At 70.9% G+C, this 14,128-nt stretch carries 13 protein-coding genes and 1 pseudogene; 10 read left to right on the top strand and 4 right to left on the bottom strand.

Annotated features, from left to right (window positions below):
• Window positions 1-67: 67 nt before the first annotated feature.
• The 3 genes from ABZ635_RS06675 to ABZ635_RS06685 all read right to left on the bottom strand — a co-directional run bounded on the left by ABZ635_RS06675 (window position 68) and on the right by ABZ635_RS06685 (window position 1,975).
• Window positions 68-679, bottom strand: a complete 612-nt coding sequence (locus tag ABZ635_RS06675; RefSeq protein ID WP_357759987.1) for an ATP-dependent Clp protease proteolytic subunit — start codon at window positions 677-679, stop codon at window positions 68-70.
• Complete coding sequence (locus ABZ635_RS06680) at window positions 676-1,332, bottom strand: ATP-dependent Clp protease proteolytic subunit (protein WP_357759990.1); 657 nt, start codon at window positions 1,330-1,332, stop codon at window positions 676-678. Before ABZ635_RS06680 ends, ABZ635_RS06675 begins: the two co-directional genes overlap by 4 nt.
• Before the next feature lie 148 nt (window positions 1,333-1,480).
• The gene (locus ABZ635_RS06685; protein WP_357759992.1) at window positions 1,481-1,975 is read right to left on the bottom strand and encodes a MarR family winged helix-turn-helix transcriptional regulator; all 495 of its coding nucleotides are present in this window, start codon (window positions 1,973-1,975) and stop codon (window positions 1,481-1,483) included.
• A gap of 245 nt (window positions 1,976-2,220) precedes the next feature.
• Between ABZ635_RS06685 and ABZ635_RS06690 the strand changes: the two genes are divergently transcribed.
• From ABZ635_RS06690 to ABZ635_RS06735, 10 genes and pseudogenes are all read left to right on the top strand, one after another.
• Window positions 2,221-5,178, top strand: a complete 2,958-nt coding sequence (locus ABZ635_RS06690; protein WP_357760405.1) for a Na+/H+ antiporter subunit A — start codon at window positions 2,221-2,223, stop codon at window positions 5,176-5,178.
• Window positions 5,175-6,008, top strand: a complete 834-nt coding sequence (locus tag ABZ635_RS06695) for a Na(+)/H(+) antiporter subunit C (protein ID WP_357759995.1) — start codon at window positions 5,175-5,177, stop codon at window positions 6,006-6,008. The genes ABZ635_RS06690 and ABZ635_RS06695 overlap by 4 nt, the downstream gene beginning before the upstream one ends.
• Before the next feature lie 2 nt (window positions 6,009-6,010).
• Window positions 6,011-7,678, top strand: a complete 1,668-nt coding sequence (locus tag ABZ635_RS06700) for a Na+/H+ antiporter subunit D (RefSeq protein ID WP_357759998.1) — start codon at window positions 6,011-6,013, stop codon at window positions 7,676-7,678.
• A complete protein-coding gene (locus ABZ635_RS06705) occupies window positions 7,675-8,286 on the top strand; it encodes a Na+/H+ antiporter subunit E (protein ID WP_357760001.1) in 612 nt (203 codons plus the stop codon). The genes ABZ635_RS06700 and ABZ635_RS06705 overlap by 4 nt, the downstream gene beginning before the upstream one ends.
• The gene (locus ABZ635_RS06710; protein ID WP_357760004.1) at window positions 8,283-8,606 is read left to right on the top strand and encodes a monovalent cation/H+ antiporter complex subunit F; all 324 of its coding nucleotides are present in this window, start codon (window positions 8,283-8,285) and stop codon (window positions 8,604-8,606) included. The genes ABZ635_RS06705 and ABZ635_RS06710 overlap by 4 nt, the downstream gene beginning before the upstream one ends.
• Window positions 8,599-9,009, top strand: a complete 411-nt coding sequence (mnhG, locus tag ABZ635_RS06715) for a monovalent cation/H(+) antiporter subunit G (protein WP_357760007.1) — start codon at window positions 8,599-8,601, stop codon at window positions 9,007-9,009. The genes ABZ635_RS06710 and mnhG overlap by 8 nt, the downstream gene beginning before the upstream one ends.
• Window positions 9,010-9,351: 342 nt before the next feature.
• Window positions 9,352-10,014 (top strand): hypothetical protein, encoded by a 663-nt coding sequence (locus ABZ635_RS06720; protein WP_357760010.1) that lies wholly within the window; start codon window positions 9,352-9,354, stop codon window positions 10,012-10,014.
• Between the two features lie 203 nt (window positions 10,015-10,217).
• Window positions 10,218-10,820, top strand: a complete 603-nt coding sequence (locus ABZ635_RS06725) for a hypothetical protein (RefSeq protein ID WP_357760012.1) — start codon at window positions 10,218-10,220, stop codon at window positions 10,818-10,820.
• A gap of 326 nt (window positions 10,821-11,146) precedes the next feature.
• Window positions 11,147-12,217: a hypothetical protein gene (locus tag ABZ635_RS06730; RefSeq protein ID WP_357760015.1), complete on the top strand. Its 1,071-nt coding sequence runs from the start codon at window positions 11,147-11,149 to the stop codon at window positions 12,215-12,217.
• Window positions 12,198-12,392: pseudogene (locus tag ABZ635_RS06735) on the top strand (hypothetical protein); the annotation flags it as partial. The gene ABZ635_RS06730 and the pseudogene ABZ635_RS06735, both read left to right, overlap by 20 nt.
• A 9-nt stretch (window positions 12,393-12,401) precedes the next feature.
• Here ABZ635_RS06735 and ABZ635_RS06740 read toward each other — a convergent pair.
• Entirely contained in the window at window positions 12,402-13,826 is a 1,425-nt protein-coding gene (locus ABZ635_RS06740; RefSeq protein ID WP_357760018.1) for a short-chain fatty acyl-CoA regulator family protein, read from the bottom strand.
• Window positions 13,827-14,128: the final 302 nt, after the last annotated feature.

The raw sequence follows: 14,128 nt of genomic DNA on the forward strand, positions 1-14,128 counted from the left end.
CCCCGCCCCGTTCCGCCGCTCCCGGACCGCCGGACCGGACCTGCCACACGCACCCGCCGGACCCGCCTCAGGCAACGGAGGTGCCGACCTGCCGGGTGGTGACGACCCCGTCCACCAGCCCGTACTCCTGGGCTTGGTGGGCGGTGAAGATCTTGTCCCGGTCGGTGTCGGCCCGCAGTCGCTCCTGGGTCTGGCCGGTGTGCCGTGACAGGATCTCCTCCACCTGGGACCGGACCCGCAGGATCTCGGCGGCCTGGATCTCCAGGTCGGCCGCCTCGCCCCGCCCCTCCGTGGACGGCTGGTGCAGCAGGACCCGCGCGTGTTCCAGGGCCGACCGCTTGCCCGGGGCCCCGGCGGCCAACAGCACCGCGGCGGCGGAGGCCGCCTGCCCCATGCAGACCGTGGCCACGTCCGCCCGGACGAAGCGCATCGTGTCGTAGATGGCCGTCAAGGCCGTGTTGGACCCTCCCGGCGAGTTGATGTACAGCTGGATGTCGAGGTCGGGGCTCTCGTAGTCGAGGTGGAGCATCTGGGCCATGACCACGTTGGCCACGTCGTCGTCGATCGGTGTGCCCAGGAAGATGATCCGCTCGGACAGCAGCCTGCTGAACACGTCGGACGAGCGCTCACCGTTGGGGGTGCGCTGGACGACCATCGGCACCGTGTAGCGCCCGCTCATCTGGAACCTCCCGCCCGCGCCCCGAACCCGGTCTGGCCCCGGCCCAGGCGCATGACGCCCTCCATCTGGTCGACCGAGTCGACCACGTGGTCGACGAACCCGTAGTCGCGCGCCTCCTCGGCGGTGAACCAGGCGTCCCGGTGCTGGTCGGCGGCGATGGTGTCCTCGCTCTGACCGCTGTGCCGGGCGATGAGGCGGATCATCGTGCGCTTGGTGTGCGCCAGGTTCTCCGCCTGGATGGCGATGTCGGCCGCGGTGCCGCCGAGCCCGCCGGACGGCTGGTGCATCATGATCCGCGCGTGCGGCAGGCTGTACCGCTTGCCGGGCGCCCCCGTGCAGGCCAGGAACTGCCCCATGCTCGCGGCGAACCCCATCACCAGGGTGGACACGTCGTTGGGAACGAAGTTCATGGTGTCGTAGATGGCGAGCCCGGCGGAGACCACGCCCCCGGGGCTGTTGATGGCCAGGGTGATGTCGCGGTGCGGGTCCTCGTCCGCCAGGAGCAGGAGCTGGGCGCACACGCGGTTGGCGCTGTCCTCGTCGACCTGGGTGCCCAGCAGGACGATCCGGTTCCGCAGCAGCCGTGCCGCGAGTTGGTCGTCGAAGTTCCCGCTCGGCGGGTGGTCCGCGACGAGCGTCGAGTGTGTCGGCATGAGCCCTCCTCGGTCCGGCCGCTGAGGGGCGGAGCACGCGTCCGCTCCGGCCGGTCATCCCAGCCTGGGGCGGGGAGGGCATCGGTCTCCACCTTTTCGGCCCGGGGCAGATCTGCCACGGGCAGAGGGCCGCCGGAGGCGACTCCCCTCAGGTGTCGTCTATGGCCTCGCGCAGGTCGCGTAGGACGTCGAGGACGACCGGGCGCAGGGAGGGCCTTATGGCGTCGAAGACCTGCCGCTGTTTGCGCTCCATGTACTTGCGCCGTTCGGCCAGGACCCGCTCGCCCTCCTCCGTGATGGTGACCACGGTGCTGCGTTCGTCACGTTCCGAGCGGCGCCGGGCCATCATCCCCTTGCGTTCGAGCTGCTGGATCATGCGCGTGGCCGAGGGCGACGACACGCCGACGATGTGGGCAACCGCACCGACACTCGGGTTGTCCATGCCGCGTACCGCTTCCATCAGCAAGGACTGTGTCAAGGTGAGTTCCTCTGCACCGCGATGCCCGTGCCCGCCCCGGGAGCGGGCGTGCAGCGCCGCGTTGATCAGCTCGGTCCACACTCGCTGGAACTCCTCGAGTTCCGCGGCACGGGGTTCGGAGTGTTCCTGCTGATCAGAACAGGGCTCAGGGGTCTCGTCGGGCACGAAACGGTCCTCGCAGGGTGGGCAGGGGCACGGGTCCTCGACCCGCGCGGAGGTTTGACGTTTGTGTAGTCTAGCTATTAAATAGCTTGCGCACGCAAGTTCAAGTTAATCCATGCCCCCACATAGTGGTCGCGACACCCGCCCATCACACCGGTTGTGGCGGAGTTGTGTGCTGCGGGGGCGCGGACGTCCGCCCGAACCCTCGGGTGGGCCCGGACCGGTCCGGGAGGGGCGCATTGACAACAGTGCTGGTCGCGCATTTCATCACAGCTGCGGTCGCACCGTTACTGGTGCGCCTCTGGGGCCGTAACGGCTTCTACGCGCTCGCGATCGTTCCGGGTCTGGCCACCGTGTGGGCCCTCTTCCAGCTCCCGGCCGTCCTCGACGGTCAGAGCCTCTCCGAGTCCGTCGCGTGGGCACCGCAGTTCTCGCTCCGCCTCGGCCTCCACATGGACGCCCTCGGCCTGGTCATGACGCTCATCGCCGCGGGCGTGGGCACGCTGATCCTGATCTACTGCGCGCGTTACTTCAACGACTCCGAACCCGGTCTCGGGCGTTTCGCCGGCGTGTTCGTCGCCTTCGCCGGGGCCATGCTCGGCCTCGTGCTGGCCGACGACCTCATCCAGCTCTTCATCTACTGGGAGCTGACCACGGTCTTCTCCTACCTTCTCGTCGGCCACAACGCCGAGATGAAGGAGAGCCGCCGGGCGGCGATGACGGCCCTGACCGTCACCACCTTCGGCGGTCTGGCGATGCTCGTCGGCATGATCATGCTCGGCGAGACCGCCGGGACCTACGTGATCTCCGAGATCGTCGCCGACCCGCCCGCCGCGGGAGCGGTCGTCACCTCGGCCCTGGTGCTGATCATGATCGGCGCCATGTCCAAGTCGGCGCTGTTCCCGTTCAGCCTCTGGCTGCCCGCGGCCATGCAGGCTCCCACGCCGGTCTCCGGCTACCTGCACGCCGCGGCGATGGTCAAGGCCGGCGTCTACCTGGTCGCCCGCCTCACCCCGGCCTTCGGCGACGTCCTCGTCTGGCAGGGCATGGCCCTGTTCTTCGGCGTGCTCACCATGGTCCTCGCCGGGTGGAAGGCCCTGCGCCAGTACGACCTCAAGCTCGTCCTGGCCTACGGCACCATCAGCCAGCTCGGCTTCCTCATCGCCCTGCTGGGGACCGGCACCCGCGCCGCGGCGCTGGCCGGTCTGGCCATGCTGGTCGCGCACTCGCTGTTCAAGGCCCCCCTGTTCCTCGTCGTCGGCATCATCGACCACAGCACGAAGACACGGGACCTGCGCGAGCTGTCCGGCCTGCGCCAGTCCATGCCCACCACCTACTGGATCTCGATCGTGGCCCTGGCCTCCATGGCCGGGCTGCCGCCCACCGCGGGTTTCGCCGCCAAGGAACTGGCCTTCGGCGCCTACACGCACGGCGGCACGCTCGACACCGTGATCCTGACCGGCCTGGTCGTGGGGTCGACCCTCACGGTCGCCTACAGCCTCCGCTTCCTGTGGGGCGCCTTCTTCGACAAGGAGGGCGTCCAGCCCACCCCGGTCCACGCCCCCGGTGCGCTCTTCCTCGCCCCGGCCGTGGTCCTGGCCGCGCTGAGCCTGTTCGGCGGTCTCCTCTCCTACTGGGCCGACCCGCTCTTCGCGATCTACGCCGACACGGTCCCGATGGGCGAGCACGAGAGCTACCAGAGCTACCTGGCCCTGTGGCACGGCTGGGAGCTGCCGGTCCTGCTGTCCGCGATCTGCGTGGTCGGCGGACTCGTGCTCTTCACCTTCCGCAACCGGGTCGCGTGGCTGGGCACCCGTCTGGCCTTCGTCAACCCCGAGCGCAACTACCGGCGGATGCTCGCCGGGCTGGAGAACCTCGCCCTCCAGGTCACCGGCAGCACCCAGCGCGGTTCGCTCCCGGTCTACCTCGGCACGATCCTGATCGTCCTGGTCGTGGCGGCCGGAATCCCGATGATCACCGGGCGGATCTGGGCGGGGCCACAGCCCGAGCTGCGGCTCTGGGATACCCCGGTCCAGATCATCCCGGCCCTGATCATCGTCATCACCTGCCTGTTCATCCTGTTCGTGCGGCGCCGCCTGTTCGCGGTGATCCTCGTCGGCATGGGCGGGTACGGCGTGGCCGCGCTGTACTTCCTCCAGGGCGCCCCGGACATCGCGCTCACCCAGTTCCTCGTCGAGACCGTCAGCCTGGTGGTCTTCGTCCTGGTGCTGCGCCGCTTCCCGTCGCACTTCTCGGCCCCGGCGCTCAAGGGCCGCCGGATCTGGAACATGACGATCGGTGTGGCCACGGGTCTGATGGTGGCCACGATGACGTGGTTCGCCCTGGCGGGACGCCTGGAGCCCTCGATCTCCGAGGGGTACCCCGAGGCGGCCAAGGAGGCCGGCGGCTACAACATCATCTCGGTGCTGCTGGTCGACGTCCGCGCCTGGGACACCATGGGTGAGATCTCGGTGCTCGCCGCCGCGGCCGCCGGTGTCGCCAGCCTGATGTTCGTCCGGCGCAGGGCCCAGCCGCGCAAGGCCCCCGGCGGCGTGATGGCGCTCTCGGTCACCAAGCCCCCGGAGCCCGCCAACGGGCACGGGCGCGTCGACCTGGGCGACCTGCGCGTCGCACCGCCGAACATGCACGTGAAGCCGCAGTGGAACCGGACCTGGCTCCCGGGCGCCGACAGTCTGCCCACTGAGCGCCGGTCGCTGATCTTCGAGGTGGTCTCGCGCTTCCTCTTCCCGGTGATCATGGCGATCTCGCTGTACCTGATGCTCACCGGCCACACCGACATCGGCGGCGGTTTCGCCGGTGGCATCGTGGCGGGTCTGGCGTTCATCGTCCGCTACCTCGCCGGTGGCCGGTTCGAGCTGTACGCCACGGCGTGGGTGCAGCCCGGCGCCCTGATCGGCGCGGGTCTGGCGATCGCCACCGGTGTGGCGATCGGCGGAGCGATCTTCGGCGGCGACGTGCTCGCCGGAGCCGACTTCTACGTCAACCTCGGAATCCTGGGCAGCCCGCACATCACGGTGTCGCTGTTCTTCGACATCGGCGTGTACCTGCTGGTGATCGGTCTGATCCTGGACATCCTACGCAGCCTCGGCGCCCGCATCGACGAACAGATCGAACGGGACGCCGCGCACACGGAGGAGGGCTCCGACTCCGGAACCACCGCCCGCGCTGAGGAGGTCACCTCGTGAGCGAGTCACCCAGTCTGACCCTCGTCATCGTCATCGGCGTCCTCGTCGCGGTCGGTGTCGTGCTCCTGCTGGAGCGCAGCCTCACCCGGGTGCTGTTGGGCTTCATCGTCATGAGCAACGGCGTCAACCTGATGATCCTGGCCATGGCCGGGAAGGCCGGCGGCCCGCCGGTGCTGTGGTTCACGCCGACCAGCGACGAGATGACCGATCCGCTGCCGCAGGCGATGATCCTCACGGCGATCGTCATCACCCTCGGCATCACGGCCTTCCTGCTGGCCCTTGCCTATCGGAGCTGGCAGCTGGAGGGCAACGACGAGGTCCAGGACGACGCCGAGGACCTGCGGATCGTCCAGGGCGAGGGCCGCCGCGCCGTACGGCAGCGGTTCCTCCAGGAGCGGCGGCGGCTGCGGGCGGACATCCGCCGCCAGCGCGCCGAGCTCCAGGCGACCATCGCCGCGGCCGACGCCCAGGAGCTGGCCGAGCAGGCCCGCATCAAGGCGGAGATCGCGGCGGCCCAGGCCGAGCTGGCCCGGTTCGAGGTCGAGGCCGAGGACGGCCGGGGCGACGAGTACTCCGAGGAGACCGTGCGCCGCCTGACCGACCGTCAGCAGAGCATGGTCAACCAGGTCACGGAGTTGCGCGGCCGTATCCGGCTGGGCCGTAAGCGACTGCGCGAGCACCGGCGGGCCGACCGCGCCGCCGAACGCGAGCTGTGGCGCGAGCTGCGCCGCCGTATCCGTTCGCAGCGGCGCCAGGCGAGCCAGACCATGCGCGCCGAGCGGGAACGCCTGGCTCGCGCGGAGGACAGCGATCTGCAAGGGAACGACTGACCATGGGATGGGACTACTTCGCCGGAATCCTCCACTACCTCATTCCCCTGCCGGTGGTGTTGCCGCTCTTCGCGGCCGGGGTCAAGCTGGCCCTCGGCATCCGCTGGCCCCGCGTCCAGCAGTGGCTGAGCGTCATCACCCTGACGCTGGTGCTGGTGACCGGCGCCGCGCTGATGGTGGGCGCCGACATGTTCGGTCCCCAGGCCGTGCAGGTGGGCGGCTGGGAGACGCCGATCGGCATCACGCTGGTGGCCGACCGGTTGTCGGCGCTGATGGTGACGGTGTCGGCGGCCATCACGCTCGCGGTGCTGGTCTACTCGATCGGCCAGGGCATGGCGGGCAAGGCGGAGGTCGCGCCGCTGTCGGTGTACCAGCCGACCTACCTGATCCTGGTGGCCGGTGTCTCCAACGCCTTCCTCGCAGGTGACCTGTTCAACCTGTACGTCGGCTTCGAGATCCTGCTGACCGCCAGCTACGTGCTGCTGACCCTCGGCGGCACCCAGTCGCGGATGCGGGCGGGCGCCATCTACGTGGTGGTCTCGCTGGTGTCCTCGGTGCTGTTCCTGATCGCCATCGCGCTGATCTTCGGCGCGACCGGCACGGTGAACATGGCCCAGCTGGGCGAGCGCCTCCCCGAGATCTCCACGGAGCTGGCGCTGGTCCTGGAGGTCATCCTGGTGATGGCCTTCGGCATCAAGGCGGCGGTGTTCCCGCTGGCTGCCTGGCTGCCCGACTCGTACCCGACCGCTCCGGCACCGGTCACGGCCGTGTTCGCGGGCCTGTTGACCAAGGTCGGCGTGTACGCGATCATCCGGGCCGAGACGCTCATGTTCCCCGGCACGCAGCTCAACGAGATGCTCATGTGGGTGGCCCTGGCCACGATGATCATGGGCATCCTGGGCGCCGTGGCGCAGACGGACATCAAGCGTCTGCTGTCGTTCACCCTGATCAGCCATATCGGGTACATGGTGTTCGGTGTGGCGCTGGGCAGCACGCTCGGCATGGCGGGCGCGGTGTTCTACATCGCGCACCACATCACCGTGCAGACCACGCTGTTCCTGGTCACCGGTCTGATCGAACGCCGGGGCGGGTCGACCTCCCTCGACCACCTCGGCGGGCTGGCCAAGATCGCGCCGATGCTGGCGATCCTGTTCTTCATCCCCGCGATGAACCTGGGCGGCATCCCGCCGCTGTCGGGCTTCCTGGGCAAGATCGGCCTGATCCAGGCCGGTGTGGAGGCGGGCACCCCGCTGGCCTACACGCTGGTGGGCGCGTCGGTCCTGACCAGCCTGCTCACGCTGTACGTGATCGCCCGGGTGTGGAACTACGCGTTCTGGCGGACCCCGTCCGAGGGCATGGTGGCCGAGCCCGGCACCGTGCTGGACGACTCCGAGGCCGACGACACCTCGACGGCCGCGCTCGGCCCGTCGGGTGAGGCGGTCGGCCCGTCGTCGCGGCTCAGCGACACCACGACCGCGGCCGCCCCGGTGGTGACCTCGGTGATCCTGCCCAAGAGCATGGTCGGCGCCACGATCGCGCTCGTCGCCTTCGGGTTGGCCATGACCGTGTTCGCCGGTCCGCTCATCGCCTACTCCTCCGAGGCCGCGGTCGAGCTGATGGCGCAGACTCCCTACATCGAGGCGGTCCTCGGGGTCGGAGGTTCCCAGTGAACGACTTGCAGGCCAGGAAGAAGCAGGGCGTCCGGGCGTTCCGGCACCGGTTGGGGAAGGTGCAGATCCCGGTCGCGCTGGGCATGACCGTGGTCTGGATGCTGCTCTTCGACGGTTTCCAGCCGCGCACGGAGTCGTTGGGGGTCGCCCTCCTCGGCTTCACTGTGTCCGTGGCGATCATGATGGTCTTCCCGCTGCCGCCCATCGTGCCGGGCTTCCGGTTCTGGCCGGTACAGGGTGTGCGGATGTTCTTCTACGTTCTGGGGAAGATGGCCGTCGCCAGCTTCCAGGTGACCACCCAGGTGTTCCGGCCCGGCCCGCCGGTGAAGAGTTCGGTGGTGGCGGTGCGTCTGCGCACCGACTCCGACCTCATGCTGGTGTGCACCGCCATCACCGTCTCGGTGATCCCCGGCAGTGTGATCGTCGAGGTCGCCCAGCCCGAACACGTGCTGTACGTGCACGTGTTGGGCGCGGAGAGCGAGGACGAGGCGGAGCAGGCCAAGACGGACATCCTCAACCTGGAGGAGCGCATCGTGCGCGGACTCGGGACCCGTGAGAACATCGCCGATCTGGAGGCCGCCCTGGCCGCCGGGAAGGGGAACACGTGAGCGCGCTGTGGGTGATCGTCGCCGTCCTGCTCGGGGTGGCCGCGCTGCTGTGCACCGCCCGGCTCCTGCTGGGCCCGAGCATCCTGGACCGGGCGCTGTCCGTGGACGTCCTCCTGGCGTCTGCGCTGACCGGGCTGGGCGCCTACGCGGCGTTCTTCCGGGACCCCACGATCCTGCCGATCCTGCTGGTGCTGTCGCTGCTGGGCTTCGTCGGGTCGATCAGCATCTCCAAGTTCGTCGCCCGTCGTCCCGAGGAGCACGCCCGCCCGGAGGACACCATCCACCCGGGCACCACGGGGGAAGGGGAGAGCCGTGAGTGACCAGCTCGTCAACGTCCTGGACTGGATCGCGATCATGTGCCTCCTGGCGGGGGCGCTGCTGTCCCTGGTGGCGGCGGTCGGCCTGATCCGCTTCCCGGACCTGCTCTCGCGTATGCACGCCGCCGCCAAGCCGCAGGTGTTGGGCCTGCTGTTGGTGCTGGTGGGGATCGCGCTGCGGCTCGTCCCGCAGGAGGAGACCGGCACGTTCAGTATCGGCACGCTGATCCTGGTGGGCCTGTTCCAGGTGGTGACCGTTCCGGTGGCCGGGCACATCGCCGCCCGGGTGGGCTACCGGACCGGCCGTATCCGCGAGGACCTCGTGGTCACCGACGAACTGGCGGACCGTCTGGACACCAAGCGCCGCGCCGAGGCCGCCCAGAAGAGCGGTGGCAGCACCGCGTAGGGCGCGCGCCGACGCGTGACCGGGGCCGGGGGAGGTGTTCCCCCGGCCCCGGCGTCGTCGCGGGACTGGTCGCCGGTTTCGTCGCGGGGCTGGCTTCGGGGTTCGTTCCCGGGCTCGCCGGGGGTTTCGTCGCTGGGTGAGTGACGGGGTTGGTTACGGGGTGAGTCGCGGGATTCGTTCCCGGGTTGCCGGGTCCCGTGCGTCGTGTGCGGCGCCGTGTGACACCGGTGGCCGATAGGGGACAGTCCGAACGCGCAACTCGGCTCGTCCTCGCCGCGTCTCACCCGCCAGTGGCGGAGCGCGTTCGGAGCGCCCGCACCCCACAAAGGAAGGGCAGCTGCGATGCGCCAGCCCCCGCCGTACGGTCACCACGGACCCCCGCCCACCGGTGTTGACCCGCGCGAGCTGCGGCCCGGGCGGCGTTGGTACGTCGTGGGCGGCCTCGTCGTGTTCGCGGGTTTGGCCGCCGCCCTGGTGGGGTTCGTGGTGACCGTGTTCAGCACCGTCGGCCTCTCGGGGTTCGAGGCCCGGGCGGCGGCCGGTGAGAGCGTCGGGTTCACCGTGGAGGAGCCCGGGTTCCAGCTCGGCCTCTACACGAACTCCGGCCAGGAACGCAACCCCGACGCCTGCGTCCTGGTGCTGCCCGACGGTACGGAGTCCGGCTTCGCCCGTCCCGGCTACTCCCACGAGGCCACGACCGGTGGCGAGAGCTGGACCCTGGTGGGCACGGGTGAGATCACCGCCCCGGGCGAGTACGCGCTGGTCTGCGACGGCGCCCCCGTCGGCGCCGACTTCGCGGTGGCGGACAACGGCGAGGGCGGCGCGGCAGTCGTCAAGGGCGTGGCGGGTGCGCTCCTGTGGGCGTTCGTCCCGTCGCTGGCGGGCCTGGCGGCGGGGGTGACGATCATCTTCGTCACCGCCGTGCGCCGTCATCGCTCCCAGCAGCGTCTGCTGGCCGAGCGGCACTGGCAGGCCGCACACCGCCGGGGCCGGGCACCCCGGTAGCGGGCGGGGCCCGGGGGCATGGAGTCGCTGACCGGATGCCGGAGTGCGGGTGGCCGGGGCGGGAGGGCGAAGGCCCGGTATCGGCCTCCGGTCCGCGTTCCGGCCGTCTGCCGGTACGGCCGACCAGCCGGTGCGGTTGGTCACGATACGCCCACACGTGCTCCGTTTTCCCCTCTGTCACAGGATTCTGCGACACTGCGTGCATGACCCCTCCCCCTCAGCACGCGCACACGAACGCCGTCCCCTCTTCCCCGAAGACCGCCGGAGCTCGCGGCTACTGGTGGGCGGGAGCCCTCGCCCTGGTCTCCGCTCTGCTCTTGGGAGCGGCCCTCCTCCTCGCCCGGTTCGTCAGCTTCCCGGAACCGGACATCGTGGAACGGCTGGGCAACGGCGAGCGCACGACCTTCGAGGTCGAGGCGGACTCGGACGGCGAGTGGGCCGCCTACCATTCCCTCGGAGGACACGCCTCCATGCCGTGTACTCTGCACGGGCCCGGCGGCGAGGTGACCTGGCCCCGCACGAACTACGGTTCCCCGGCCCCCACCTTCGGGGGCTGGGGTGCCGTCGGGATTCTGGAGACCCCGCAGGCCGGGACCTACACTCTGGAGTGTTCCGGCACCTCCGAGGAGTACGCGATCGGCGACTCCGGCCCGATCCGGATGGTCGATCCCACCTACGACGTCCTCCAGGTCACGGCCCTCGGGGTCGTCCCGCTGCTCCTGGTCTCCGCGGTCACGGTCGCCGTGGTCACGACGGTGCGCCGGAGAGCGGCCGCCCCCACCCCGCAGCTCCCCCACCAGAACTGACCACGCGACCACGAGAGCGCACCCCCATGCCACCCCCTGAGACAGGGCCCGGAACCGGTCCGGTTCCAGCCCCGGGCCCCGATGACCGCGCACTTCCCACGAACACGGACGACGGGTCGTCCGCCTCGGCCCCGCACGTGACGGGTTCACCGTCAGCCGCGTATGGTGCGCACCCGCCCCAGGGCGCCTCCGCGCTTCCCCCGGCCCCGCCCCCGCCGCACGCGCACGGGGGCGACGCCACCGGACCGCACCACCCACCGCACCCGCCCCGGGCCGCACCCTCGGCACCGGCCGCGCCGCCGGAGGACGAGACCACTCCTCCGAGCGTGAGGCCGTCCCGGCACTGGTACTGGGCGGGCGCGCTCTTCCCGGTGAACCTGCTGGTCAGCATCGTCCTGCTGAGCGACAACCCGGACGCCTCCCCGGGGCTGATCGTCGGCGGCATCGTGACCCCGATCCTGTCCTTCCCCGTGTCCCTGTTCACCTGCCTAATCGTGTTCGTCATCCGGTCGCACCGGCTCACCCGACAACGCGCCCAGCGGCTGCACGGCACGGCGGCGGCCGTACCGCACCCCGGCTACTGGCCCGCCCCGCACCACCCCGGCTACGCGCCCCCTCCGCCCCCGGGCTACGGGCCTGCTCCCCATCACCCCGGCTACGCCCCTCCCCCGCCCCAGGTGAAGATCCCCAACAGGGACCTGCGCCCCCGGCGGCGCTGGTTGGTCGTCAGCGCCCTCGTCCTGCCCTTCGGCATGATCGTGGGCATCGCCTCCATGGCCGGGATCTGGAACAGTGCCACCAAGGAGCCCCCCGCGTTCGCCTCGCCGGTGATCGAGGGCAGCGGTTCGGTCACCCTCTGGATCAACCCGGAGCAGATGGACTCGCTGGGTCTGTACTCGACCGCCACGAGCGACGAGGAAGACCAGTTCCACTGTTCCCTGAGCGGAGGCGGAGGTCCGAGGTTCACTGAGAGACAGACCGGTTACACCTACGAGGGGTGGCGGCTGATCGCCCCCGCCTCGATCGGCCTGCACGGCCCGCACACGCTGAGCTGCGACGGTCCCCCCGGCATGGAGTTCGTGCTCGCCGACACCTCTGTCGTGACCGACTACGACGATCGGATGCTGCTCGGGGTCGCGACCATGATGCTGTCGGGCTTCCTCGGCTTCGTCACCTCGCTGGTCCTGCTCGTCACGCTCGGGGTCAGGCGGGGGTCGCACCGGGACAGGCTCGTGCGCGAGCACCGGGCCCGCGCCTACCAGGCCTGGTACGAGACCCAGGGCCCCGGAGCGACGCACCCCGGTTCCCCCGGCTCGGCGCACCCCGGACCAGCACCCGGGTCGGCACACCCCGGCTCAGCACCCGGGTCGGCGCACCCCGGGTCGGCGCACGTGTGACCCCCGGCAGGTCGGCCGGGACACCACCACCGTGCGAGAGGCCGCCGCCACCGTGCGGGGACCGGTCGCCGACCTGCTGTTGGTCCTGTACCGGAGGCTCCCCGTGGCGGAGGTCGAGGTCACCGGCGACGCCGCCCTGGTCGACCTCTGGTTGAGGTGGAACGCCTTCGGGTGAGCCCGGCTCTCAGGGCGTCGTCCGGTCGGCCACAGGATACGGCGAGACCGTGCTGGAGTTCTCGTTGACCAGCAGCGACCGGCCCGCCGGGGGGAACGCCCGCTGCGGGCAGGCCGGACGCTCGCACACCTTGCAGCCGAGGCCGATCGGCGTGGCCGCGCCCGGGTCGGTGAGGTCCAGACCGCCCGAGTACACCAGCCGGTCCGCGTGCCGTAGTTCGCAGCCCAGACCGATCGCGAAGGTCTTGCGGGCGGCCCCGTAGCCGCCGTATCCCCTGGTCACCGTGCGGGCCACCCAGAAGTAGGCGCGGCCGTCAGGCATCTGCGCGATCTGCCGTTGGATCACGCCCGGCGCGGAGAAGGCCGCGTAGACGTTCCACAGCGGGCAGGTGCCGCCCGAACGGGAGAAGTGGAACCCGGTGGCCGACTGCCGCTTGGACATGTTGCCCGCCCGGTCCACGCGCACGAACGAGAAGGGCACGCCGCGCCGCCGGGGCCGCTGAAGCGTGGACAGCCGGTGGCAGACGGTCTCGAAGCCGACGCCGAAGCGGTCCGCGAGCAGCTCGATGTCGTAGCGTTCGGCCTCCGCGGCCGCCTGGAACTCCCCGTAGGGGAGGACGAACGCGCCCGCGAAGTAGTTGGCCAGCCCGATGCGGGCGAGCCGCACCGCCTGGTCGGTGGTCAGCTCCTCGCCTCGGGCCAGCTCGTCCAGGAGGGGGCCGTGTTCGAGGAAGGCGAGCTGGGTGGCGAGCTGGAACGCGCGCTGGCCGGGGCGCAGGTGGGCGGCGAGGGTGAGGACGCGGCGGTCGGGGGAGAAGGCGCGGTTGCGGACGCCGTCCCCTCCGGGGGGCTCGGTCTCCACCCGCACGCCGTGGCGTTCCTCCAGCAGGCGGGTGAGGACCACGTGCGCCCGGCCCGGGGCGACGTCCTGTTGCCGGGACAGCTCCTCGGCGCGTTCGTCGAGTTCCCCCACGTAGTTCTGGCGTTCGTAGAAGAAGTCGCGGACCTGCTCATAGGCCATGGGCGCCACCGACGCCTCCCCGCCGTCCCGGCCCTCGGCGAGGGCGGCGGCCTGCCCGGAGACGTCGCGGTACCGCCGGTGCAGGTCCACCAGGGCCCGGGCGACGGAGGGCATGGCGGAGGCCAGTTCGTCGAGTTCGTCGGCGGTGACCTGCCCGCCCGCGGGGACGTCGGTGAGGGCCTCCCTCAGCTCGGCGATCAGCCGTGAGGTGTCGCTCGCCGCGAAGAAGCTCGGATCGACGCCGAACGCCTCGGTGATCCGCAGCAGGACGGGGACGCTCAGCGGGCGCTGGTTGTGCTCCATCTGGTTGAGGTAGCCAGCGGAGATGCCCAGCTCGCGGGCGAGTTCGGACTGCTTCAGCGCGTGCTCGTGCCGCAGCCTGCGCAGCCGCGGGCCCGCGAAGACCTTGCGCACGGTGGCGCCCCCTTCCGTCCCGGCCAGGCTAACCCGAAGGCGTCTGGCCGGGCGTTAGCAGGCTTAGCCGGGACGGGCGCCGGACTTAGCCGGGCTCAGCATCCCGGGGCGGGGGGACGGCGCGAGACGGGACGGCACGGGACGGGGGTGGAGCGGCGCGAGACGGGGCGGGACGGCACGGTACGGGGCGGGGCGGGGTGAGGCGGGGTGAGGGCGCGGTACCACCGGGGCGGCGCCGAACCCCCGCGCCCCCGGCCGAGGGCGCGGTGCGACCGGGAACGCGAGGCGGCGTGGGGGCGTGA

It is taken from the genome of Nocardiopsis sp. NPDC007018, from assembly GCF_040635075.1.
Taxonomy (GTDB): Bacteria; Actinomycetota; Actinomycetes; order Streptosporangiales; family Streptosporangiaceae; genus Nocardiopsis.

What these genes read in the sequence shown, in the direction of transcription:
- ABZ635_RS06675 (WP_357759987.1), bottom strand. Translation starts at nt 679, where the DNA reads ATGAGCGGGCGCTACACGGTGCCGATGGTCGTCCAGCGCACCCCCAAC.
- ABZ635_RS06700 (WP_357759998.1), top strand. Translation starts at nt 6,011, where the DNA reads ATGGGATGGGACTACTTCGCCGGAATCCTCCACTACCTCATTCCCCTG.
- ABZ635_RS06720 (WP_357760010.1), top strand. Translation starts at nt 9,352, where the DNA reads ATGCGCCAGCCCCCGCCGTACGGTCACCACGGACCCCCGCCCACCGGT.
- ABZ635_RS06680 (WP_357759990.1), bottom strand. Translation starts at nt 1,332, where the DNA reads ATGCCGACACACTCGACGCTCGTCGCGGACCACCCGCCGAGCGGGAAC.
- ABZ635_RS06725 (WP_357760012.1), top strand. Translation starts at nt 10,218, where the DNA reads ATGACCCCTCCCCCTCAGCACGCGCACACGAACGCCGTCCCCTCTTCC.